The organism is Streptomyces sp. NPDC003036 (assembly GCF_040611175.1).
Lineage (GTDB): Bacteria > Actinomycetota > Actinomycetes > Streptomycetales > Streptomycetaceae > Streptomyces.
The window spans coordinates 1-22,739 of the sequence record NZ_JBEXNO010000041.1; the positions used below are offsets into that span (position 1 = coordinate 1).

Annotated in this window: 22 protein-coding genes; 16 read left to right on the forward strand and 6 right to left on the reverse strand. The window is 73.6% G+C overall.

Features of this window, described 5'->3' with window-relative positions; all coding sequences use genetic code 11:
* From zapE to ABZX67_RS26225, 5 genes are all read left to right on the forward strand, one after another.
* Nucleotides 1-879: cell division protein ZapE (gene zapE / locus ABZX67_RS26205; protein ID WP_355364586.1), on the forward strand; the 879-nt coding region annotated here is incomplete at its 5' end.
* Between the two features lie 103 nt (nucleotides 880-982).
* Entirely contained in the window at nucleotides 983-1,408 is a 426-nt protein-coding gene (locus ABZX67_RS26210; protein ID WP_355364589.1) for an OsmC family protein, read from the forward strand.
* A gap of 189 nt (nucleotides 1,409-1,597) precedes the next feature.
* Entirely contained in the window at nucleotides 1,598-2,953 is a 1,356-nt protein-coding gene (locus tag ABZX67_RS26215) for an alkaline phosphatase PhoX (protein ID WP_355364592.1), read from the forward strand.
* Nucleotides 2,954-3,008: 55 nt separating this feature from the next.
* Nucleotides 3,009-3,896, forward strand: a complete 888-nt coding sequence (locus tag ABZX67_RS26220) for a polysaccharide deacetylase family protein (protein WP_355364753.1) — start codon at nucleotides 3,009-3,011, stop codon at nucleotides 3,894-3,896.
* Between the two features lie 89 nt (nucleotides 3,897-3,985).
* Nucleotides 3,986-4,255: a DUF2087 domain-containing protein gene (locus ABZX67_RS26225; protein ID WP_355364595.1), complete on the forward strand. Its 270-nt coding sequence runs from the start codon at nucleotides 3,986-3,988 to the stop codon at nucleotides 4,253-4,255.
* A gap of 28 nt (nucleotides 4,256-4,283) precedes the next feature.
* Here the strand turns inward: ABZX67_RS26225 and ABZX67_RS26230 are convergent, their stop codons facing one another.
* Genes ABZX67_RS26230 through ABZX67_RS26240 form a run of 3 tightly spaced genes read right to left on the reverse strand, consistent with a single transcriptional unit; the run spans nucleotide 4,284 to nucleotide 6,036 of the window.
* A complete protein-coding gene (locus ABZX67_RS26230; protein WP_355364598.1) occupies nucleotides 4,284-4,475 on the reverse strand; it encodes a hypothetical protein in 192 nt (63 codons plus the stop codon).
* A 14-nt stretch (nucleotides 4,476-4,489) separates the two neighbouring features.
* Nucleotides 4,490-5,158 (reverse strand): ABC transporter, encoded by a 669-nt coding sequence (locus ABZX67_RS26235; RefSeq protein WP_355364601.1) that lies wholly within the window; start codon nucleotides 5,156-5,158, stop codon nucleotides 4,490-4,492.
* On the reverse strand, nucleotides 5,155-6,036 hold the full coding sequence (locus tag ABZX67_RS26240; RefSeq protein ID WP_355364604.1) for an ATP-binding cassette domain-containing protein: 882 nt from the start codon (nucleotides 6,034-6,036) through the stop codon (nucleotides 5,155-5,157). The genes ABZX67_RS26235 and ABZX67_RS26240 overlap by 4 nt, the downstream gene beginning before the upstream one ends.
* A 141-nt stretch (nucleotides 6,037-6,177) precedes the next feature.
* On the opposite strand from ABZX67_RS26240, the gene ABZX67_RS26245 reads away from it, so the two are divergent.
* From ABZX67_RS26245 to ABZX67_RS26260, 4 genes are all read left to right on the forward strand, one after another.
* Entirely contained in the window at nucleotides 6,178-6,864 is a 687-nt protein-coding gene (locus tag ABZX67_RS26245; protein WP_355364607.1) for a peptidyl-tRNA hydrolase, read from the forward strand.
* A 66-nt stretch (nucleotides 6,865-6,930) separates the two neighbouring features.
* Nucleotides 6,931-7,692, forward strand: a complete 762-nt coding sequence (locus ABZX67_RS26250; RefSeq protein WP_355364756.1) for a DUF4142 domain-containing protein — start codon at nucleotides 6,931-6,933, stop codon at nucleotides 7,690-7,692.
* 112 nt (nucleotides 7,693-7,804) lie between these two features.
* Entirely contained in the window at nucleotides 7,805-9,211 is a 1,407-nt protein-coding gene (locus ABZX67_RS26255) for a DUF692 domain-containing protein (RefSeq protein ID WP_355364610.1), read from the forward strand.
* A gap of 5 nt (nucleotides 9,212-9,216) precedes the next feature.
* Nucleotides 9,217-10,185, forward strand: coding sequence for a TIGR04222 domain-containing membrane protein (locus ABZX67_RS26260; protein WP_355364613.1), 969 nt, complete (start codon nucleotides 9,217-9,219; stop codon nucleotides 10,183-10,185).
* Nucleotides 10,186-10,308: 123 nt separating this feature from the next.
* On the opposite strand, the gene hemQ is transcribed toward ABZX67_RS26260, so the two are convergent.
* Both hemQ and hemG read right to left on the reverse strand, forming a co-directional pair.
* Nucleotides 10,309-11,022 carry a hydrogen peroxide-dependent heme synthase gene (gene hemQ, locus ABZX67_RS26265; protein ID WP_355364616.1) on the reverse strand — a complete coding sequence of 238 codons (714 nt, stop codon included), beginning with the start codon at nucleotides 11,020-11,022 and terminating at the stop codon, nucleotides 10,309-10,311.
* Between the two features lie 4 nt (nucleotides 11,023-11,026).
* Entirely contained in the window at nucleotides 11,027-12,499 is a 1,473-nt protein-coding gene (gene hemG, locus ABZX67_RS26270; protein ID WP_355364619.1) for a protoporphyrinogen oxidase, read from the reverse strand.
* Nucleotides 12,500-12,636: 137 nt separating this feature from the next.
* On the opposite strand from hemG, the gene ABZX67_RS26275 reads away from it, so the two are divergent.
* Nucleotides 12,637-13,545 (forward strand): DUF4349 domain-containing protein, encoded by a 909-nt coding sequence (locus ABZX67_RS26275; RefSeq protein WP_355364622.1) that lies wholly within the window; start codon nucleotides 12,637-12,639, stop codon nucleotides 13,543-13,545.
* Nucleotides 13,546-13,554: 9 nt separating this feature from the next.
* A complete protein-coding gene (locus tag ABZX67_RS26280) occupies nucleotides 13,555-14,943 on the forward strand; it encodes an FAD-dependent oxidoreductase (RefSeq protein ID WP_355364625.1) in 1,389 nt (462 codons plus the stop codon).
* Between the two features lie 29 nt (nucleotides 14,944-14,972).
* Here the strand turns inward: ABZX67_RS26280 and hemE are convergent, their stop codons facing one another.
* Nucleotides 14,973-16,037 (reverse strand): uroporphyrinogen decarboxylase, encoded by a 1,065-nt coding sequence (gene hemE / locus ABZX67_RS26285; RefSeq protein ID WP_355364628.1) that lies wholly within the window; start codon nucleotides 16,035-16,037, stop codon nucleotides 14,973-14,975.
* A 91-nt stretch (nucleotides 16,038-16,128) separates the two neighbouring features.
* Between hemE and ABZX67_RS26290 the strand changes: the two genes are divergently transcribed.
* The 5 genes from ABZX67_RS26290 (at nucleotide 16,129) to ABZX67_RS26310 (ending at nucleotide 22,686) form a co-directional block, all read left to right on the forward strand.
* On the forward strand, nucleotides 16,129-16,800 hold the full coding sequence (locus ABZX67_RS26290; protein WP_355364631.1) for a DUF3000 domain-containing protein: 672 nt from the start codon (nucleotides 16,129-16,131) through the stop codon (nucleotides 16,798-16,800).
* 294 nt (nucleotides 16,801-17,094) lie between these two features.
* The gene (locus ABZX67_RS26295) at nucleotides 17,095-17,754 is read left to right on the forward strand and encodes a response regulator transcription factor (RefSeq protein ID WP_355364634.1); all 660 of its coding nucleotides are present in this window, start codon (nucleotides 17,095-17,097) and stop codon (nucleotides 17,752-17,754) included.
* A gap of 78 nt (nucleotides 17,755-17,832) precedes the next feature.
* Nucleotides 17,833-19,128: a ribonuclease D gene (locus tag ABZX67_RS26300; RefSeq protein ID WP_355364636.1), complete on the forward strand. Its 1,296-nt coding sequence runs from the start codon at nucleotides 17,833-17,835 to the stop codon at nucleotides 19,126-19,128.
* Between the two features lie 205 nt (nucleotides 19,129-19,333).
* Entirely contained in the window at nucleotides 19,334-20,560 is a 1,227-nt protein-coding gene (locus tag ABZX67_RS26305) for an acetyl-CoA C-acyltransferase (protein ID WP_355364639.1), read from the forward strand.
* Complete coding sequence (locus ABZX67_RS26310) at nucleotides 20,557-22,686, forward strand: 3-hydroxyacyl-CoA dehydrogenase NAD-binding domain-containing protein (protein ID WP_355364642.1); 2,130 nt, start codon at nucleotides 20,557-20,559, stop codon at nucleotides 22,684-22,686. The genes ABZX67_RS26305 and ABZX67_RS26310 overlap by 4 nt, the downstream gene beginning before the upstream one ends.
* Nucleotides 22,687-22,739 lie beyond the last annotated feature (53 nt).

The window sequence follows — 22,739 nt, forward strand, 5'->3', positions numbered from 1 at the left end:
GCCGGGCTCGGCGGCGCGCATGCGTCCGGCGCCGGCCGGCGCCGCTGGTTCCAGCGGAAGCCGGCCGCCCCCGCCGCGCCGCGCGGGGTGTATCTGGACGGCGGGTACGGCGTCGGCAAGACGCACCTGCTGGCCTCGCTGTGGCACGCCACCCCGGCGGAGCCGTCGCTCAAGGCGTTCGGCACGTTCGTGGAGCTGACCAACCTGGTGGGCGCGCTGGGCTTCCAGCAGACCGTCGCCACACTCAGCGGGCACCGGCTGCTGTGCATCGACGAGTTCGAACTGGACGACCCGGGCGACACCGTGCTCGTGTCGACGCTCCTCGGCAAGCTGGTGGACGCGGGCGTGGCGCTGGCCGCCACGTCCAACACGCTGCCGGGCAAGCTCGGCGAGGGCCGGTTCGCGGCCGCCGACTTCCTGCGCGAGATCCAGGGCCTGTCCGCCCACTTCCGCCCGCTGCGCATCGACGGTGAGGACTACCGCCACCGCGGGCTGCCCGAGGCCCCGCCGCCGTACGCCGACGAGCAGGTGGCGAAGGCGGCGCACGCCACGCCCGGCGCGTCGCTCGACTCCTTCCCGCGGCTGCTGGAGCACCTGGCCCGGGTCCACCCGAGCCGGTACGGGGCGCTGACCGACGGCGTCGCGGCGGTCTGCCTGACCGGCGTGGAGCCGGTGCCGGACCAGTCGACGGCGCTGCGCCTGGTCGTCCTGGCCGACCGGCTGTACGACCGGGAGGTGCCGGTCCTCGCCTCCGGGATGCCGTTCGACAAGCTGTTCAGTGACGAGATGCTGAACGGCGGGTACCGCAAGAAGTACTTCCGGGCGATCTCGCGGCTCACCGCGCTGGCGCGCGACGCGAAGCGGCTGGTGGAGCAGTAGGTTTGGGGCAAGGGCCTGTCTTTCGGATCTTGCCGGGCTCGCGTGCCCGGCGAGATCCGGAAGGCAGGCCCTCGTCGGGACCGTCCTTCCGAAGGGAACCCACATGGCCACCACGCGTCACGCGCACACCGTCTGGGAAGGCAACCTCACCGAGGGCACGGGTACCGTGTCCCTCGACTCGTCCGGCATCGGCAGCTACCCGGTCTCGTGGCCGGCCCGCGCCGAGGAGCCGAACGGCAAGACGAGCCCGGAGGAGCTCATCGCCGCCGCCCACTCCAGCTGCTTCTCGATGTTCCTCTCCGGCGCCCTCACCAAGGCGGGCAACCCTCCCACCCGCCTGAACACCCAGGCCGACGTGACCTTCCAGCCCGGCAAGGGCATCACGGGCATCCACCTCACCGTGGAGGGCGAGGTGCCGGGCCTGGACGAGGCCGGGTTCGCCAAGGCCGCCGAGGACGCCAAGGCGGGCTGCCCGGTCAGCCAGGCGCTCACGGGTACGGAGATCACCCTCACGGCGAAGCTCGCCTGACGCCTCGCCTCCGTCCCTCGCTCGTCGTACGAACGAGGCAACGTGGCCCGCATGGTCGGCGCGGTCGGCACAGTCCGAGCCGTCGAGAGTGTTCACGTGTCACCAGACCGCGTGATACACACGTGCGGGTCACGTCACATCCCCTCTCCAGCAGGGATTCCCCTGACGCCAGCAGGGAGTTGTTGCCTCATGTCCGCGACACGACGTCAGATCCTCGCCCGCACCGGCGCCTCCGTCGCCGGTATCGCCTTCACCGGCGCCCTCTCCGAGCTGTTCGCGGGCACGGCCGCCGCCCGCGGCCACGCCGGATACGGCCCGCTCGTCCCCGATCCCGCCGGCCTCCTCGACCTGCCGAAGGGCTTCCGCTACAAGGTCCTCTCCCGCGAGGGCGGCCCCCTCGGCTCCGAGGGCCGGGTGCCGAGCAACCCCGACGGCATGGGCGCCTTCCGCGGCCCGCGCGGCCGGGTCCTCCTCGTCCGCAACCACGAGAACAGCCACAGCGGCAGGGCCCCGGTGCCGACGATAGGAGGACTGACCTACGACCCCGGGGCGCGGGGCGGCTGCACGGTCATAGAGCTGGACGCGCGCAACAACGTCCTCGGCGAGCGCGTCGGCGTCGCCGGCACCGCCGTCAACTGCGCGGGCGGCCCCACCCCCTGGAACACCTGGCTCACCTGCGAGGAGAACGAGAGCAAGGCGGGCACCAACGGCTACACCAAGGACCACGGCTTCATCTTCGAGGTCGACCCCGTCGACCCCCGGCGCACCGGGGCCGTCCCGCTGACCGCCATGGGCCGCTTCCAGCACGAGGCGATCGCCGTCGACCCGTACAGCGGGATCGTGTACGAGACGGAGGACGCCTTCCAGCAGCCGTTCGGACTCTTCTACCGCTTTCTGCCCGACAAGCCGCTCGGCGGCACCGGTTCGCTGCGCGCGGGCGGCGAGCTGGAGGCGATGCGAGTGCCGGGCGTGCCGGACCTGTCCGCGATCCAGGAGACCGGGGCGGTGTTCGAGGGCATCGAGTGGGTGCCCGTACCGGACCCGCAGGCGCGCGAGACGCCCATCCGGATCCAGGACTTCGGGCGCGCGGGCATCACGCACGCCCAGAAGCTGGAGGGGTGTTACTGGGGCGGCCGGTCCGTGTACTTCGTGTCCAGCTTCGCGCGCGCCTCGCAGGGGTCGGCTGCCGACCACTACGGCCAGGTGTGGAAGTACGAGCCCCACCGGCGCCGGCTCACGCTGGTCGTCGTCTTCGGGCCGAGCACCGACCTCCAGCTGCCGGGCGAGTCGCCCGACAACATCTGCCTGGCGCCGAGCGGAGGGCTGATGGTGTGCGAGGACGGCGACGGCGGGCAGCACGTGTACGGGCTGACCAAGCACGGCGAGGTGTACCCGATGGCGCGCAACGCGCAGAACATCGGTACGCCGGAGGCGCCGGAGTGGGGTGAGTTCGCGGGCGTCACCTTCTCGCCGGACGGCGGGACGATGTACGTGAACTGCTACTCGCCGGGGACGACGTTCGCCGTGACCGGGCCGTGGCGGTGACACGGCCGCAGGGCTCCGCCGCGTACGCACAATAATCATATAGTTTCACTGTGTGATCAGATCTGCACCGTGTGCTGTCCGGAAGCCGCCGCGGCTGACCGCTCTCGCCGCCGCCCTCGCCGCCGCCCTGACCGGCTGCGGCGAGAGCGGCGGCTCCGGCGCCGCACACACCCCCGCACGGGTCACCGCCTCACCGAGCCCCTCCCTCTCCCCCACGCGCGTCGCCCCCCGTACGCCGCCGACGATGGCGCCCGGGCCCGGCGGCCTCACGCCCGTGTTCACCCGGGGCCTCGCGAGGGCCGGGAAGACGGTCGCCCTGACCTTCGACGCCGACATGACGGCCGGCCAGGGGCCGCGGGCCGCGCGCGGCGAGCGGTTCGACAACCCGGAGCTGATCGCCACGCTCAAGCGGCTGGAGGTCGACGCGACGATCTTCATGACGGGCCGCTGGGCCGAGCAGTACCCCGACCAAGCGAAGGCCATCGGCGGCGACCCGCGCTTCGAGGTCGCCAACCACTCCTACAGCCACTACGCCTTCAAGGCGCCCTGCTACGGGCTCCCCGCCCTGGACTCCGGTGACGAGCGGGCCATGGCCGCCGACGTACGCCGCGCCTTCGACGCCTTCCGCGCGGCGGGCGTGCGCAACGTCGTGCCGTACTTCCGCTTCCCCGGCGGCTGCTACGACGACGCCGCGCTGCGCGCCCTCGCGCCCGCGCGGGTGACGGCCGTGCAGTGGGACGTGGTCGGCGGCGACGCCTTCGCGACCGACCCGGACGCGATCGCCGAGCAGGTCCTCGCCGGTGTGCGGCCGGGGTCCCTGGTGGTGCTGCACTGCACGCGCAGCGCGGCGCCCGCGACCGAGGAGGCGGTCCGCACGATCGTGCCGGAGCTGCGCAAGCGCGGCTACCGCTTCGTGAAAGTTTCCGAGCTGATGGGCAGGTGAACACCCGTCGCCCGAACAGGCCTCGCTCGAAAAGGGCCCGCTCGAAAAGGCGTTGCCCGGCCGCAGGGGCGACTGCGAGGCTTCCGGCCATGTCCGACACCACACACGGCGACGTGGCCGCCCTCTTCTCGCGCGGCCGGCTGACCGCCATCCCGCGCAAGGCGGCCCGCCGCGAGCAGCTGCTCACCCACCTCACGGAAACGCTGTTCGAGCGGGACCGCGGCTACAGCGAGCGCGAGGTCAACGACGCGCTGCTGACCGTCCACGAGGACTTCTCCGCCCTGCGCCGCTACCTGGTGGTGGCGGGTCTGCTGACCCGCGCCAAGGACGGCGGCAGCTACCACCGCGCCGCCGCGTAGCCCCCGGGGCGCGGGACGCGGCCGGCGACTAGCCGGAGCAGGCGGTGCGCTCGGCCTCGCGCCACTCGCAGACCGGGCACAGCGTGATGCCCTTGGTCGACTCCGGGTACTCGGTCGGCTCCTGGCACTGGACGCAGGCGGCGTACGGTCCGTCGCCCTCGGCCGGGGAAGCCGGCTTGGTCTCCGTCTCGCAGTACGCGTCGTCGTACGGATCGTCCATGTATACGAGCGTACTCACTCGCGCCACGCGGTGAGCCGGCACGCCAGGGCGGCTGCCGCCGCCGCCAGGGCCGCCGCGCCCGCGAGGGGCAGCCAGGGGTACGCGACCGTGCCGCTGAGGGAGCCCGTGACCAGGCCCGTGACGGCGTACCGGGCAGGGGAGCCGACGGCGACCAGGGCGAGCAGCGCGGTGAGGGACGCCGCGGCGATCGACCAGGCCCGGGCCGGGATCAGCGGCCGGGTGGTGAGGGCGCCGGCGGCCGCGCCGAGCAGGACGCACACCGCCGCCGTGAGCAGGCCCGCCAAGGCGGCGGGGAGGCGGTCCACCGCGACCTCCCGACCGGCGTTGACCGGCGCGCTGATCGCGGTCACGACCAGGGTGCCGGCCGCGCCGAGCAGGCCCGCGCACGCCGTGGCGGCGAGGAGGGCGGCCAGGTGGACCCGCTCCCGGCCCGCCGCCGCGGCGGTGACGTGCCGCGCGGCCGGGGGCTCCTGGTTCAGGCAGACCCTCACCAGCCAGGCGGTGACCGGAAGCAGGCACGCGGCCGCGTACCCGAGCGAGCCGAGCACCGGCTCACCGGCGCGGACGCCGATGCCCGTGACGACGGCGTACAGCAGGACCGGCGGCAACCAGCGCTGCGAGCGCAGCAGGAGGACGGCGTGGTAGCGGACGAGTGCGGTCATGGCGCGGCGGTTCCGGTGGTGGTCTCGGGGATGGTCGCGTCTGCGGGCGCGGGGGCCACCGCGTGGATGTGCCACGGCGGACGGGCCCTCAGCAGCTCCAGCAGCAGGGCGTCGGAGTGCGCGGCGGGGACGGTGAACGTCACGCGGCCGCCCGCGTCGCCGTCGCTGCCGTACGCCGGTGAGCACGGCAGTGCGGGGTCGGGCAGGCGCCCGCCCGAGGCGGTGATCCGGACCAATGGCTCCCGCGCGTCCGGGACGGCCGGGACGGCCGGGACGGCCGTCGGCCGGATGAGGCGGCCGTCCCGCACGGCGTACACCGCGTCCGGCCGGCCCGCGAGGCGGCGCGGGTCGTGGTCCACGAAGACCACGGCCGCGCCCGCGGCGACCCGCTCCCCCACCGCGCGGTCCAGCTCCGTGCGGGCCGCCGCGTCGAGACCGGTCCACGCCTCGTCCAGGACCAGCAGGCCGGGCTCGGCGAGCAGCGCCTGGGCCACGGCGACCTTCTGGCTGGTGCCCTTGGACAGGTCGCGCAGCGGGGTGCAGGCGTGCGCCGCGGCGCCGAAGCGGTCCAGCCACGCGGCGGCCCGCGCCTCGGCCACGGCCCGGCGGAGCCCCTGGACGCGCCCGAGGTGGACGAGGTAGCCGGTCGCCGTGAACGGCAGTGCGGCCGGGAAGCGTTCGGGGACGTACGCGGTCCGCCGGGGGCGGCCGGTGACGCGGCCCTCGGTCGGGGCGTCGATACCGGCGATCAGCCGCAGCAGGGTCGACTTGCCGCTGCCGTTGGTGCCCTCGACGCGTACCAGGGCGCCCGGCTCCAGCGCGAGCTCGACACCGCGCAGCACCCAGGGCCCGCCGGGGCGGCCGTAACGACGGCCCACTCCGTGGAGGTTCAGCGCTGTGCCACCTCTCCCGAGGCGCGGTCAGCGGACGCGAGAAGATCGCTCTTCATTCGGTCATCCTGTCCCGGAATTGCCCCTTCCGCCAAGAAACGCCTCAGGCCCGGCTGGCAGACTGTCCGGGTGAGCAGCGCTGAAGCCCCCGAAGTCCCCGAAGCCCGCGAGTTCGCCCTTCCCCTCGTCGTACGCGTCGAGCGGGACGACCCGCCGGCCCGTACCGACGCCCTGGAGACAGCGGCGCGCGCGGTGGTCGTGATGCTCTCCGACGACCGGTCCCTCGGCGACGGCGTATGGGCGCAGGCCGTCCGGGACTGGGAGGACGCGCGGATCCGCAAGGTGGTGCGCCGGGCGCGCGGCGCGGAGTGGCGCAAGGCGTCGCAGCTGCCGGGCATCACGGTCACCGGTGGTACCGCGGAGGTGCGGGTCTTCCCACCCGTACCGGTGGACGGCTGGCCCAAGGAGCTGGCCAAGCTCCAGGTCTCCGGCACCGAACTGGACGACGGCGGCGCGTTGCCGGACGTCCGGCCGGGGCAGGCGGTGCTCTGGCTCAACCCCGAACTGCGCATGTCGACCGGCAAGGAGATGGCCCAGGTGGGGCACGGCGCACAGCTGCTGTGGTGGGCCCTGGGCGACGCGGAGCGCAAGGCGTGGCGGGAGGCCGGTTTCCCGCTCGCGGTACGGACCGCTGAGCCCGCCCGGTGGGCGGAACTGACCGCGAGCGGGCGGCCCGTGGTGCGGGACGCCGGTTTCACGGAGGTGGCTCCCGGCTCCTGTACGGTCGTCGCCGACTTTTCCGTACGGGTCAACTGAACGTCGCACCACCGGTATACGTACCTCCCAGTAATGCCATTCGGTTCGGGAGGCTCCACCTTGTTGTTGCGACGCATCAACGGCACGGCACTCATCATCGCGGCACTGGTCGCCACGGTCGGCGCGCTGGCGTTCCCGGTCTGGTCGTACGCCGACCGCTCCGGCACCGGTGAGGCCAATCTCAACGCGTCGACCGTGGCCACTCAGTGGGGCCCGCTGTCGGCGACCGACCGCGACTTCCTGGTGAAGGTGCGGCTGGCCGGGCTGTGGGAGCTGCCGGCCGGCCAGCAGGCGATCGAGCGCGCCCCCAGCGAGGCCATCAAGGACGCCGGCGACCATCTCGTCGTCGGCCACACGGATCTGGACCAGCGCGCCCGGGACGTCGCGGCGAAGCTGGGCGTGGAGCTGCCGAACCAGCCCACGGAGCAGCAGCAGGGGTGGCTGCGGGAGCTGTCGGCGGCGAGCGGCGAGGAGTACGAGCGGAAGTTCGCCAACCTGCTGCGCAACGCGCACGGCAAGGTCTTCGCCCTGGTGGCCCAGGTGCGGCACACCACCCGCAACACGCTGATACGGCAGCTGGCGACCGACGCCAACCAGACGGTGCTGGACCACATCACCATGCTGGAGGCGACCGGCATGGTGGACTTCGACGCGATCGCCAACGAGGCGGCGGGGCGGGCGACCGCGAGCCCGTCCGGTCCCCCGGCGCCCAACGGCAACCTGCCGCCGGCGCCGTCGCCCGCCGTGCCCTCGGGCGACCAGCGGTTCACCTCCCGGCCCTCGACGCAGCCCGGGCCGCCGACGGCGATCAACACCAACCGCCCCTGATGACCTCGGGGGCCGAAGCTCAAATCAACCTCTGAACGTCCCCCGAGGTGGATTGATCACTGTGCGCCGGGGCCATCACCCCTCCACGACGTGACGGAGGGGGACACGGGACATGACGGAACCGAGGCTGGGTACGGGCATCGGCTGGCGTCCGGAGATCGCGGACGCGGTGGCGGGGCTGCCCGGTGTGGACTGGGTGGAGGTGGTCGCCGAGAACGTCTGCGCCGACCACCTCCCCGACCCGCTGCTGCGGCTGCGCGAGCGCGGCGTCACGGTCGTCCCGCACGGCGTGTCCCTCGGCCTGGGCGGCGCGGACCGCCCGGACCCGGGGCGGCTGGCGGCCCTCGCCGCCACGGCGGAGGCGCTGGGCGCGCCGCTGGTCACGGAGCACATCGCCTTCGTACGGGCCGGGGGCCCCGCCGGGCCGCTGGAGGCGGGGCACCTGCTGCCGGTGCCCCGCACCTGGGACGCGCTGGACGTGCTGTGCGAGAACGTCCGCATCGCGCAGGACGCGCTGCCGGTGCCGCTGGCGCTGGAGAACATCGCGGCGCTCGTCTCCTGGCCCGGCGAGGAGCTGACGGAGGGCCAGTTCCTCGCGGAGCTGGTCGCCCGCACGGGGGTGCGGCTCCTGATCGACGTGGCCAACCTCCACACGAACCACGTCAACCGCGGCGAGGACCCCGCGAAGGCGCTGGACGAGCTCCCGGTCGAGGCGATCGCGTACGTCCACGTCGCGGGCGGCGTCGAACAGGACGGCGTCTGGCACGACACCCACGCCCACCCGGTACCCCGCCCGGTCCTCGACATCCTCGCGGACCTGTCCTCCCGGGTCTCGCCACCGGGCGTGCTGCTGGAACGCGACGACGACTTCCCACCGGCGGCGGAGCTGGCCGCGGAACTGACGGCGATACGGGAGACGGTGAGCCTCGCGGCGAGCGCGGTGCCGCGGCGGGCGGCGATACCCGTGGGCGCGGGCGCCGGCGCGGGTGCGGGCCCGGGTGCGCACGTCGGCGCAGGCGCCGGTGCGGGCGTGGGCGCGGGCGCCGGCGCGGGCCCGGATCGGGGGCTCGGCGTCCCCGCCGCCGCCGTGCCCCGCCCCCGCGCGGGCGGTTCCACGGCCGGCGCGCGCGAGCGGCTGTGGGTCGCGCAGACCGCCCTGCTGTCCGCGCTCGTCGCCGGGACGCCCGTGCCCGAGGGGTTCGACCGGGCGCGGGTGCGGGTGCAGAGCCGGGCGCTGGCGGCCAAGCGGGCCCGGGTGGTGGCCAAGATCGCGCCGGAGGTGCCGGAGATCCTCGGTGACGGCTACCGCGCCTCCTTCGTCGCGTACGCCCTGGCCCGGCCGATGCGCGGGGGCTACCGGCGCGACGCGCTCGACTTCGTCGAGCACCTGCTCGCGGCCGGCGAGCCCGCCGACCCCGTCGAGCGGCGGCGGCTGACCCTGTGGTGGAAGGAGCGCGCCGGGGCGCGGCCACCGGGGCGCGTCACCCGTCTCGTCCGGTCCCTGCTGGCCCGGCGGTGAGCGCCGTGGACACACTCGCCCTCGTGATCGTCGCGAGCGTCCTGGTCTCCTCCGCGGTGCTTCTGTGGGGCACCCTCGCCTCCCGGCCGCGCGGCTCCACGGGAGACGTCCACGACTGGGTGGAGGCCGCCTTCCTGGGCGGCGGGCCCGCGCGTGTCGTGGACGCCGCGATCGCCGCGCTCCACGCGGACGGGCGCCTCGTCGTCGCCGGGCCCGGCGTCGTCGCCGTACCGCGTCCGGTGCCGCGCGACGCGATCGAGCGCGCCGTGATCGACGCCTACCAGGCGGCGCCCAGCGGCGCGCTGTACCTCGTGCGGTCGGCCGCCATGCGCCACCCGGTGGTGCAGGAGGTGGGGGACGATCTGGCCGCCCGGGGCCTGCTCATGCCGCCGGGCAGCGGGCGCCTGTGGCGCAGTTGGAGCGTCGCCCAGGGGATGGTCTGTCTGCTGCTGCTCCTCGCGGGCATTCCCGTGACCCTGGTGCAGCTGATGTGGCGCCTGGTGGACGACGACCCGCCGTTGCCGCTCATCGTCACGGTGGGCCCGGCCCTCGCCGTCGGCGGTGTCGTCGCCCTCTGGTGCGGGCGCCTCGCCGCCGCGCGGGGCACGCGTGAAGGCCGCGCGGCCCTCACCGCGTACGGCAGGGCGCACGCCCACCTCGGCGATCCGGCGCATCTGGTGGCGCTGCGCGGGGCGCGGGCGATCCCGGACCCGGGCTTCCGGGGGCAGTTGGCCGCTGCGGGCCGGATGTACGGGAGCGGTGGCTCGGGCGGCGGCTCGTCCTCGGCCGCACTGGTCGCCGACGGTACGCCGGGCGGAGTCTGGTGCGGAGGCTCCGACCCCGGGCGTTCGAGCTGTGGCTCCTCCACCGGATCGAGCTGCGGCGGCGGCAGCAGCTCCAGCTGCGGAAGCAGCGGCGGTGCCAGCTGCGGAAGCAGCGGCGGGTCGAGCTGCGGTGGCGGGTCGAGTTCCTAGGGGTGAAAGGACACCGGTGCGGCGCGCGTCATGCGCGCCGCACCGGGAGCCGGACCCGGTGTCGCTGGAGCGTCGGGCGCGACCGCCCGCCGTCTGATCTTCCGGGTCTGTGGGGCGCGGGGCTTATGCGAGCCCCGCCACCAGGTCCGCCACCGACTTGCGGCGGCCGGTGTAGAACGGGACCTCCTCGCGGACGTGCATCCGCGCCTCGGAGCCGCGCAGGTGGCGCATCAGGTCGACGATGCGGTACAGCTCGTCGGCCTCGAAGGCCAGGATCCACTCGTAGTCGCCGAGCGAGAAGGAGGCGACGGTGTTGGCGCGCACGTCGGGGAAGCCGCGGGCCATCTTGCCGTGGTCGGCGAGCATGCGCCGCCGGTCCTCGTCGGGCAGCAGGTACCAGTCGTACGAGCGGACGAAGGGGTACACCGAGACGTAGTCGCGCGGGGTCTCGTCGGCGAGGAACGCCGGGATGTGCGAGCGGTTGAACTCGGCGGGGCGGTGCAGCGCCATGTTGGACCAGACCGGCTCCAGGGCGCGGCCCAGCCTGGTGCGGCGGAAGAGGTTGTACGCCTCCTGGAGCGCGTCCGAGGTCTCGGCGTGCCACCAGATCATCAGGTCGGCGTCGGCGCGCAGACCGGAGACGTCGTACGTGCCGCGCACGGTGACGTCCTTGGCGGCGAGCTGGTCGAACAGCTCCTGGACCTCGTCGGCGTAGCCGGCCCTGTTCTCGGGCAGCACATCGCGCAGCTTGAAGACGGACCACAGGGTGTAGCGGATGACCTCGTTGAGGTCCTTCGCCTTCTTACCGGCGTTCGGGATCTTTTCGGGCGCACTCATACGGCTATTCTCGCTCGTCACTCAGGGTGCCCTGCGCCAGGGTCGGCGTGGCGGGGGTCGCGGCGAGGATCTCGTCCGCCGCGCGGTGCGCGCTCGCGATGGTCGCGGGGATGCCGACGCCGTCGTACACCGCTCCGCAGACGCGCAGGGCGGGCAGCTTGGCGACGGCGTCGCGGATGCGCGCGACCCGGGCGAGGTGGCCGACGGGGTACTGCGGCAGGCCGCCGATCCAGCGGGTGACCTCGGTGGCGACGGGTTTCGCGGCCAGCCCGGTGGCGGCGGCGAGGTCGCTCAGCGACGCGGAGACGAGGTCGGCGTCGTCGCGCTCCAGGTGCTCCTCCTCGCCGTAGCGGCCGACGGAGGTGCGCAGCACGACCAGGTCGCCGGCGCCCTCGTCGGTCCACTTCCACTTCCGGGTGGAGAAGGTGGACGCCTTGATGGTGCGCCCGTCGACGGGCGGTACGAGGAAGCCGGAGCCGGCGGGCAGGGCGGCTTCCGCTTCGGTACGCCGGAAGGCGAGGGTGACCAGGGCCATCGACGCGTACTCGACGGTGGCGAGCTCGGCCGCGGCGGCCGGCGACTCGGCGGCGAGCAGCGCGGAGGCGGACCAGGCGGGGGTGGCCAGGACGACGGCGTCGGCGTCGAGGACGCGCCGGTCGGTGCGGACGCGCCAGCCCCCGGCGGCCGCGCGGGTCAGGGCGTGCACCGGGGTGTCGGTGAGGATCTCGCCGCCGTGGGCGGTGATCGCGGCGGCCACGGCGCCGGGGAGCGTGCCGATGCCGCCCGCGATGCCCATGAACGCGGGGCCTGTCTGCTGCTGTGCGGCGCTCTGGACGGCGCGTACGGCCTCGGTGAGGGTGCGGTGGGCGCGCGCGGCCTCGAAGAGCTTCGGGACGGCGGCGCGCAGGGAGATGCGGTACGCGTCGCCCGCGTACACCCCGCCGAGGAGCGGTTCGACGAGCCGGTCGACGACCTCGCGGCCGAGGCGTTCGGCGACGTACGCGCCGACGGCGACGTCGTCGCCGAGCGTGTCGGGGTCGGCGGGCGGCAGGTCGCGCTCGTGCTCGATGCGGGCGAGGCCCTCGGGGGACAGCAGCCCGGCGAGGGCGGCGGCGTCGCCGGGGACGCCCATGACGTGGCCCTTGGGCATGGGGCGCAGGGCGTCGCGGGTCCACACGGCGGCGGTGGCGGTGGCGGGCGGCTGGAGCCGGTCGCCGAGGCCGACGGCGCGGGCGAGGTCGATCGCCTCGGGACGGCGGGCCAGCATCGACTCGGCGCCCAGGTCGACGGGGGCGCCCGCGACCTCGCCCGCGTGGAGCTTGCCGCCGAGCCGGCCGGTGGCCTCCAGCAGGGTCACGCGCCGGCCGGCGCGGGCCAGCCGGTGGGCGGCGGCGAGACCGGCGATGCCACCGCCGATGACGACCACGTGGGCGCCGCCAGGGCCGCCGGAGCCACCGTGAAGTGTGTCCGCGTTCATGGTTCAACTATGTCAAACGCCGTTCCGAGTCCCGACCGTGACCGGTTCGTAAGCCGTTTCGTGCGCCGTGGAGGCAACCGGCGCAGGCGTCCCGTACGTCGAAGGGACACCACTCATCACGCAACCCTGGGGGGACCTTGCGTACACGACGACACTCCGTCGCGGTCGCGGTGCTGATCTGCGCCTCGCTCGCGCTGGCCGGCTGCGGCGCCGGAGGCGAAGACAGTGGGGGCGCCGCGCCCAAGGGCGTGGCCCGCGACGAGGGGGGCCAGGGTTATACGGCCGACAAGCCCGCGGAGTCGGGCGCCAAGGCCCCACAGAAGCCGGGCACCCGGCCGGCCCCGCAGCAGCACGTCATCCGCACCGCCGAGCTGACCGTGGAGGTCGCGGACGCGGGCAAGGCGCTGGCCAAGACCCGTACCGCCGCGTCCGAGGCGGGCGGGCACGTGGCGAACGAGACGACCGAGCGCGTCGACGACGACCACGTGACCTCCAGGATCGTGCTGCGCGTCCCGCAGGCCGCGTACGACTCCGTCCTCGCGGAGCTGGCGGGCGGCGGAAAGCTGCTGTCCCGCAAGGCCGAGGCCAAGGACGTCACCGAGCAGGTGGTCGACGTGGAGAGCCGGATCGCCACGCAGCGGGCGAGCGTCGCGCGGGTGCGCGCGCTCATGGACGAGGCGACCGAGCTGGCGGACGTCGTCACGCTGGAGAGCGAGTTGAGCCGCCGTCAGGCGGACCTGGAGTCGCTGCTGTCCCAGCAGGCGTCGCTGAAGGACCGGACGACCATGGCCACGATCACGCTGGAGCTCACCGAGCGCGAGGCCCCGGCGCGGGAGAAGGACGACGGCGGCCCCGGTTTCCTGGACGCGCTGAGCGGGGGCTGGAACGCGTTGGTGACGGCGCTGACGTGGGCGGTGATCGTGCTGGCGGCGGTGGCGCCGTGGCTCGCGCTGCTCCTGGTGGCGTACGCGGTGTGGCGGTGGCTGGTGCGGCCGAGGCTGCGGAAGGTGCCGAAGCGCGAGGAGCCGGACACCTCGGCGTCGTAGCGTGTCCGCATGGGACGACGCGAGCGACTGGTCATCATCGGCGGCGACGCGGCGGGCATGTCCGCCGCGTCGCAGGCCCGCAGGCTCAAGGACCCGGACGAGCTGGAGATCGTCGCCTTCGAACGCGGCCACTTCACCTCGTACTCGGCGTGCGGCATTCCGTACTGGGTCGGCGGCGACGTCGACGACCGCGACCGGCTCATCGCGCGCGGCCCCGAGGAGCACCGGGCGCGCGGCATCGACGTGCGGCTGCGCCGCGAGGTGACCGAGCTGGACGTCGACGGCGGGCGCGTACGGGTGCGGGACCTGGAGTCGGGCACCGAGGCGTGGGAGGGGTACGACAAGCTGGTGATCGCGACCGGCGCCCGCCCGGTGCGGCCCCCGCTGCCGGGTGTCGACGCTCCGGGCGTGCACGGCGTGCAGACCCTCGACGACGGGCAGGCGCTCCTCGACACGCTGACGGCGCTGAACGGCACGCCGGGGCGGCGGGCCGTCGTCGTCGGCGCCGGGTACATCGGCGTGGAGATGGCGGAGGCGCTGCTCAACCGGGGCTACGAGGTGACGGTGCTCAACCGGGGCGAGCAGCCGATGTCGACGCTCGACCCCGACATGGGGCGGCTGGTGCACGAGGCGATGGACGGCCTCGGCATCACCACCGTCGGCGGCGCGGAGGTCACCAAGATCCTCACCGGCGATGACGGGAGGGTCCGGGCGGTGGCGACCGAGGACGCCGAGTACCCGGCGGACGTCGTCGTGCTCGGCATGGGCGTGGAGCCGGAGACGGCCCTCGCGCGGGCGGCGGGCCTGCCGCTCGGCGCGTACGGCGGGCTGCTGACCGACCTGTCGATGCGGGTGCGTGGCCGGGGGAACATCTGGGCGGGCGGCGACTGCGTGGAGGTGCTGGACCTGGTCTCCGGCCGCGAGCGGCACATCGCGCTCGGCACCCACGCCAACAAGCACGGCCAGGTCATCGGCGCGAACGTGGCGGGCGGCTACGGCACCTTCCCCGGGGTCGTCGGTACGGCGGTGAGCAAGGTGTGCTCGCTGGAGATCGCCCGCACGGGCCTGCGCGAGCGGGACGCGGAGGCGGTGGGGCTGCGGTTCGTCACGGTGACGGTCGAGTCGACGAGCCGCGCGGGGTACTACCCCGGCGCGGCCCCGATGACGGTGAAGATGCTCGCCGAGCGCCGCACGGGCCGGCTCCTCGGCGTCCAGATCGTCGGCCGCGAGGGCGCCGCGAAGCGCGTGGACATCGCGGCGGTGGCGCTGACCGCCCGCATGACGGTGGAGCAGGTCGCCGCCCTGGACCTGGGGTACGCCCCGCCGTTCTCCCCGGTGTGGGACCCGGTCCAGGTCGCCGCCCGCAAGGCCGTGGCGGCGGTGCGGGCGGCGGGCTGAGTCAGCGGGCCCGAGTCGGCGGGCTGGAGTCAGCGCGCGGTCTGCGTGTGGACGTAGTCGACCAGGCGCGTCAGGGCGTCCGGGTCGGTGGTGGGCAGGACGCCGTGGCCGAGGTTGAAGACGTGGCCCTCCAGGCCGGCGGCGGCGTCCAGCACCTCGCGGGTCTTCGCCTCCACCGCCTCGGGAGTGGAGAAGAGGACCGCCGGGTCGAGGTTGCCCTGGAGCGCCTTGCCCGGGCCGACGCGGCGGGCCGCCTCGTCCAGCGGGACGCGCCAGTCGACGCCGACGACGTCGGCGCCCGCCTCGCCCATGAGGCCGAGGAGCTCGCCGGTGCCGACGCCGAAGTGGATGCGCGGCACGCCGTACGACGCGACGGCGTCGAAGACCTTGGTGGAGGCCGGCATGACCGAGCGGCGGTAGTCGGCGGGGGCGAGGGCGCCGACCCAGGAGTCGAAGAGCTGGACGGCGGAGGCACCGGCCTCGATCTGGACCTTGAGGAAGGCTGCGGTGATGTCGGCGAGCCGGTCCAGCAGGTCGGCCCACAGCTCGGGGTCGCCGTACATGAGCGCCTTGGTGTGCTCGTGGTTGCGCGAGGGGCCGCCCTCGACGAGGTAGCTCGCGAGGGTGAAGGGCGCGCCCGCGAAGCCGATCAGCGGGGTGGCGCCGAGCTCGCCGGTGAGCATGGAGATGGCCTCGGTGACGTACGCGACGTCGTCCGGGGTGAGGTCGCGCAGCCGGGCGAGGTCCTCGCGGCGGCGGATCGGTTCTGCGACGACCGGGCCGACGCCGGGCTTGATGTCGAGGTCGATGCCGATGGCCTTGAGGGGGACGACGATGTCGCTGAAGTAGATCGCGGCGTCGACCTTGTGGCGGCGGACCGGCTGGAGGGTGATCTCGGTGACGAGCTCGGGCCGCATGCAGGACTCGAGCATCGGGATGCCCTCGCGCACCTTCAGGTACTCGGGCAGCGAGCGACCCGCCTGGCGCATGAACCACACCGGCGTGTGCGGCACGGGTTCGCGCCTGCACGCCTTGAGGAAGGCGGAATCGTAGGTCTGCGGCTGCTGGCCCGAGGGGCTGTCGATGGCACTCACGCCCAGAATCTTCGCACGCGCGCGCAAGCCGCTTCGCCGGTGAGGGTGTCCCTCCCTGCGCGAAGGGCTCCTTCCGCCTACTCTTCCCCGCATGGCTGCGGCTCAGGGACAGTTCTCCGATCACCCCGCTCACTCCGAGGGCCCCGAGGGCGTGCCGCCCGCCTTCGCGCTGGCGGTCGACGCCCTGCGCACGGCGCGCGTCCGGCCGGAGGTCGAGGCCGAGCCGACGCGCCCGCCGCAGCGGCTGGCCCCGTACGCGTACGCCCTGGAGGCGGCCGTCGTCGAGGGCGAGGAGGACCTGGCGGACGGGCGGCTGGTGCTACTGCACGACCCGGCGGGGCACGACGCCTGGCAGGGCGCCTTCCGGCTGGTGACGCTGGTGCGCGCCGAGCTGGAGCCGGAGATGGCCGCCGATCCGCTGCTGCCGGAGGTGTGCTGGTCGTGGCTGACGGGTGCGCTGGAGGCGCGGGGGCTCGCGTACGGGGAGCCGAGCGGCACCGTCACCCGTGCGGGGTCTCACTACTTCGGTGGACTCGCGGACCGCCGCCCGGCGACGCAGATCGAGATCCGCGCCTCCTGGACGCCGCGCGAGGGGCCTGGGGGCGCGCCGGACGCGGCGGGGCACCTGGCGGCCTGGTGCGACCTGCTGTGCCAGATCGCGGGGCTGCCGCCGTCGGTTCCGGGACCGCTGGACGGGGGCGCGGGCTCGCAGTCGGCGGGTGTGGTGTCGCTGCCGCAGCGGCGCGGTCCGCAGCACCCGTAGCCGTCCGGGGCGTCCGCAGCCGTACCTGAGAGCCTTCGTGGGCGCCGTACGATCCGACGGCCGCGTGCCGGTCCGGCGGCGCCGGAGTGCGGGGGCGCGTGACCCCGATCGCAGGGGGGCGCTCGTAGGATGATCGATCGCCCGTCCGAATTGCCCCAATTGTTACTCACCAAATCGTGATCTTCCCCTAAAGGCGGACGGGTGGGCTGCCGAAGAGGTCTGTGACCCTTCAAACACGGTTCGCCCCGGCTTTTCCCCGAGCCGGCTGTGTCCCGCACCTTCCCAGGAGGCCTGGTGTCCGTTCTCCTCGAGCAGCCCGCAAGCCTGGTCGCCTACCGCCCGAACAAGCCGACGGCCATGGTCGTCGTGGCCGACCCGCGCGTCCGCTCCACCGTGACCCGCCACTTGTGGGCACTCGGAGTGCGAGACGTCATCGAGGCGTCGTCCATCGCGGAGGCCCGTCCCCGTATCGGCAACCCGCGTGACATCTGCGTTGCCGACGTCCACCTGCCCGACGGTTCCGGGCTGACCCTGCTGTCCGAGACCCGCGCCGCCGGCTGGCCCAACGGCCTGGCCCTCTCGGCGGCGGACGACATCGGCGCCGTGCGCAACGCCCTCGCGGGCGGCGTCAAGGGCTACGTCGTCACCGGTACGCGCACCAACATCGGCCACCCCACCCGACCCGGCGCCGCCCCCATCGGCGCCGCCGCCCGGATGCACCGCCGTCCCCCCGGCGCCCCGAGCCATCCGGGCGGCTACCGCGAGCTCTCCGGCCGTGAGGTGGAGGTGCTCCGCCTCGTGGCGGAGGGGCAGTCCAACAAGGCCATCGGCGTCTCGATGGGCCTGTCCGCACTGACCGTCAAGAGTCACCTCGCCCGCATCGCCCGCAAGCTCGGCACCGGCGACCGGGCCGGGATGGTCGCCGTGGCACTTCGTACGGGAATCATCCACTGACCGGTTCGCACCACATCCACGCCCGTCGACGGAACGTTCCGTCGGCGGGCGCTTGCCGTTCACAGATACCCTTGACAGGTGACCGACGCCCAAGAGACCGCAGCAGAGACCGTACTGCGCACCACCGGGGGCGGCCCTCCGGTCGACGGCGTCGCGGACGGCGCAGTCGACGGGACGCCGATCCCCTTGCTGGTGCCCCGCGAAGGGGTGCCCCCCGTGGTGGCCGACGAGCATGCCCTCGCGCAGGTGATCGCCGCCTTCGCCGAGGGCACCGGACCCGTGGCCGTGGACGCGGAGCGCGCCTCCGGCTACCGCTACGGGCAGCGCGCCTATCTGGTGCAGCTGCGTCGCGAGGGCGCGGGCACCGCGCTGATCGACCCGGTCGGCTGCCCGGACCTGTCCGCGCTGGGCGAGGCGCTCGCCGACGCCGAGTGGATCCTGCACGCCGCCACGCAGGACCTGCCGTGCCTGCGGGAAATAGGCATGGTCCCGACCCGGCTCTTCGACACCGAGCTGGCCGGGCGGCTCGCGGGCTTCCCGCGCGTCGGCCTCGGCGCGATGGTCGAGTCGGTGCTGGGCTACGCCCTGGAGAAGGGGCACTCGGCGGTGGACTGGTCCACCCGCCCGCTGCCCGACCCCTGGCTCCGGTACGCCGCGCTGGACGTCGAGCTCCTCGTCGACCTGCGTGACGCACTGGAGAAGGAGCTGGACCGGCAGGGCAAGCTGGACTGGGCGCACCAGGAGTTCCACGCGATCGCCTCGGCCCCGCCGCCCCCGCCGCGCAAGGACCCCTGGCGGCGTACGTCCGGGATGCACAAGGTGCGCCGGCGCCGCCAGATGGCGGTCGTACGGGAGCTGTGGACGGCCCGCGACCGGATCGCCCAGCGGCGTGACGTGTCGCCGGGCAAGGTGCTCAGCGACGCCGCGATCGTGGAGGCCGCCCTCGCCCTGCCGCCGAACGTGCAGGCACTCACGGCGCTGAGCGGCTTCGGCCACCGCATGGGCCGCCGCCAGCTGGAGCAGTGGCAGGCGGCCGTCGACCGGGCCAAGGCCCTGCCGGACGCCGAGCTCCCGCAGCCCGGCCAGCCGGTGACGGGGCCGCCTCCCCCGCGCGCCTGGGCGGAGAAGGACCCCGCGGCCGCGGCCCGCCTCTCGGCCGCCCGCGCGGCGGTCTCGGCGCTCGCGGAGGAGCTGAACCTGCCCCCGGAGAACCTGATCACCCCGGACACGGTCCGCCGGGTCTGCTGGGAGCCGCCGCAGGAGCCCACCCCGGAGGCGGTCGCGGACGCGCTCGCCGCGTACGGCGCGCGGGCCTGGCAGATCGAACAGGTGACGCCGGTCCTCGTCGCGGCGCTGTCGGGCGCGAAGGCGTAGGAACAGCGGAAAAGAGCGGAAAAGGGTGCCCCCTCCGGCGGAGGGGGCACCCTTTCGTTGTGACCACGCAGTGTGACGTTCACCGCTCCGGGCGGGGGGACTGTGCAGCCTGGTTACTCGTAAGTAGCATGGGGCCTGCAAGCGCACGCTTAGCCGCGTGCCCGCAGCAGTGCAGTGCCACCCCGCACCCTGGAGGAGAGCCATCGTGCCTCGTACCGTCAGGGACGTCGTCTTCGTCGACGGCGTCCGCACCCCGTTCGGCAAGGCGGGCCCGAAGGGCATCTACCACGAGACCCGTGCCGACGATCTCGTCGTGAAGGCGATCCGGGAGCTGCTGCGCCGCAACCCGGACCTCGACCCCGCGAAGATCGACGAGGTCGCCATCGCCGCGACCACCCAGATCGGTGACCAGGGCCTGACCATCGGCCGCACGGCCGGCATCCTGGCGGGTCTGCCGCAGTCGGTGCCCGGCTACTCCATCGACCGCATGTGCGCGGGCGCCCTGACCGCCGTGACCTCGGTCGCGGGCAGCGTGGCCTTCGGCGCGTACGACGTCGCCATCGCCGGTGGCGTCGAGCACATGGGCCGCCACCCGATGGGCGAGGGCGTCGACCCGAACCCGCGGTTCGTCAGCGAGAAGCTGGTCGACGAGTCGGCCCTCTTCATGGGCATGACCGCGGAGAACCTGCACGACCGGTACCCGCACATCACCAAGCTGCGCGCCGACGAGTACGCCGTGCGCTCGCAGGAGAAGGCCGCCAAGGCGTACGCCAACGGCAAGATCCAGGCCGACCTGGTGCCGATCTCGGTGCGCCGCACCAACGCCGAGGCCGGCGAGACCGGCTGGGGCCTGGTCACCGCCGACGAGCCGATGCGCCCGGGCACCACGCTGGAGAACCTCGCCGGTCTGAAGACGCCGTTCCGTACGCACGGCCGCGTCACCGCCGGGAACGCCGCGGGGCTCAACGACGGCGCCACCGCGTCGATCATCGCGTCCGAGGACTTCGCCCGCGAGAACGGCCTGCCGGTCAAGATGCGCCTCGTCTCGTACGCCTTCGCCGGCGTGGAGCCGGAGGTCATGGGCTACGGCCCGATCCCGGCCACCGAGAAGGCGCTGGCCAAGGCCGGTCTAACCATCGGTGACATCGGCCTGTTCGAGATCAACGAGGCCTTCGCCGTCCAGGTCCTGGCCTTCCTCGACCACTACGGCATCGCCGACGACGACGCCCGCGTCAACCAGTACGGCGGCGCCATCGCGTTCGGCCACCCGCTCGCCTCCTCCGGCGTACGCCTGATGACGCAGCTGGCGCGGCAGTTCGAGGAGCAGCCGGAGGTCCGTTACGGCCTCACCACCATGTGCGTCGGCTTCGGCATGGGCGCCACGGTCATCTGGGAGAACCCGAACCACAAGGACGCCGGAGGCAGCAAGTGAGCACCACCGCTGAGCTTTTGAAGGGTGCGGCCGAGCTGTTCCCGGACGAGGTCGTCACGCAGGCGCACGTACGCCACTTCGACCTGCCGTTCGGCGCGGGCAAGTTCGCGCTGATCACGCTGGACAACGGGTTCGACCACACCAAGCCGACCACCTTCGGCCCGCAGTCGCTCGCCCACCTCAACACCGCGATCGACCAGGTCGAGAAGGAGGCGTCCGAGGGCGCCATCGTCGGCGTCGGCATCACCGGCAAGCCCTTCATCTTCGCCGTCGGCGCCGACCTCAAGGGCGTGGAGCTGCTGAAGCGCCACGAGGACGCGCTCGCCATCGGCAAGGGCGGCCACGACGTCTTCAAGCGGCTGTCCGGCCTGGCTGTGCCGACGTTCGCGTACTACAACGGCGCGGCGATGGGCGGCGGTGTCGAGGTCGGTCTGCACTGCACCTACCGGACCGTGTCGAAGGCCGTCCCGGCCTTCTCGCTGCCCGAGGTCTTCCTGGGCCTGGTCCCGGGCTGGGGCGGCTGCACCATCCTGCCGAACCTGATCGGCGCGGACCGCGCGGTCTCGGTCATCATCGAGAACTCGCTCAACCAGAACAAGCAGCTCAAGGGCGCGCAGGTCTACGAGCTCGGCATCGCCGACGCGATCTTCGAGGGCGCCGACTTCCTGGAGCAGTCCCTGCTGTGGACGGCCTCCGTCCTCAAGGGCGAGATCGTCGTCGAGCGCGCGGACGTCGACCGCGGCGAGGGCTGGGACCAGGCCGTCGCCCGCGGCCGGTTCATCGCCGACTCCAAGGTGCACGGCGCGGCCCCGGCCGCGTACCGCGCCCTGGACATCATCGAGGCGGCCAAGGACGGCGACCTCCAGAAGGGCTTCGACGCCGAGGACACGGCGCTGGCCGACCTCATCATGGGCGGCGAGCTGCGCTCCGGCATCTACGCCTTCAACCTGGTGCAGAAGCGCGCCAAGCGCCCGGCCGGCGCGCCGGACAAGAGCCTGGCCCGCCCGGTCACCAAGGTCGGCGTCGTCGGCGCCGGTCTGATGGCCTCGCAGCTGGCCCTGCTCTTCCTGCGCCGCCTGGAGGTGCCGGTCGTGCTGACCGACATCGACCAGGAGCGCGTCGACAAGGGCGTGGGCTACGTCCACGGCGAGATCGACAAGCTGCTCGGCAAGGGCCGCATCAACCAGGACAAGGCCAACCGCCTCAAGGGCCTGGTCTCGGGCGTGCTGGACAAGGCCGAGGGCTTCGCGGACGCGGACTTCATCATCGAGGCCGTGTTCGAGGAGATGTCGGTCAAGCAGAAGGTGTTCGCGGAGGTCGAGGCGGTCGCCCCGGCGCACGCGATCCTCGCCACCAACACCTCCTCGCTCTCCGTCTCGGAGATGGCGTCGAAGCTCCAGCACCCGGAGCGCGTCGTCGGCTTCCACTTCTTCAACCCGGTCGCGATCCTCCCGCTGCTGGAGATCGTGCGCGGCGAGAAGACGGACGACGCGTCGCTGGCCACCGCCTTCGGCGTCGCGAAGAAGCTGAAGAAGACGGCCGTGCTGACGAAGGACGCCCCGGCGTTCGTCGTCAACCGCATCCTGACCCGCTTCATGGGCGAGATCCAGAACGTCATCGACGAGGGCACCCCGGTCGCCACCGCCGAGAAGGCCATCGAGCCGCTCGGTCTGCCGATGTCCCCGCTGGTGCTGCTGGAGCTGGTCGGCCCCGCGATCGGTCTGCACGTCTCGGAGACGCTCAACCGCGCCTTCCCGGACCGCTTCAAGGTCTCCCCGAACCTCAAGGCGGTCGTCGAGGCCGGCAAGCGCGGCTTCTACGTCTACGACTCCGGCAAGCCGGAGCTGGACCCCGAGGTCGCCGCGCTCCTCAAGCAGGGCGATGTCGTCCTGACCGAGGAGCAGGTCCGCGCCCGCGTCCTGGACGCGGTGGCGCAGGAGATCGGCCTGATGCTGGAGGAGGGTGTCGTCGCCGAGGCGCAGGACATCGACCTGTGCCTGATCACCGGCGCCGGCTGGCCCTTCCACCTGGGCGGCATCACGCCGTACCTGGACCGTGAGGGCGTCTCGGAGCGCGTCAACGGCAAGCGGTTCCTGCCGCAGGGCGTGGCGAGCGTCCCGGCGTAACGCTCCGGCGTACGCACATGACCTGCCCCGGTACCGCGGAAGCGGTACCGGGG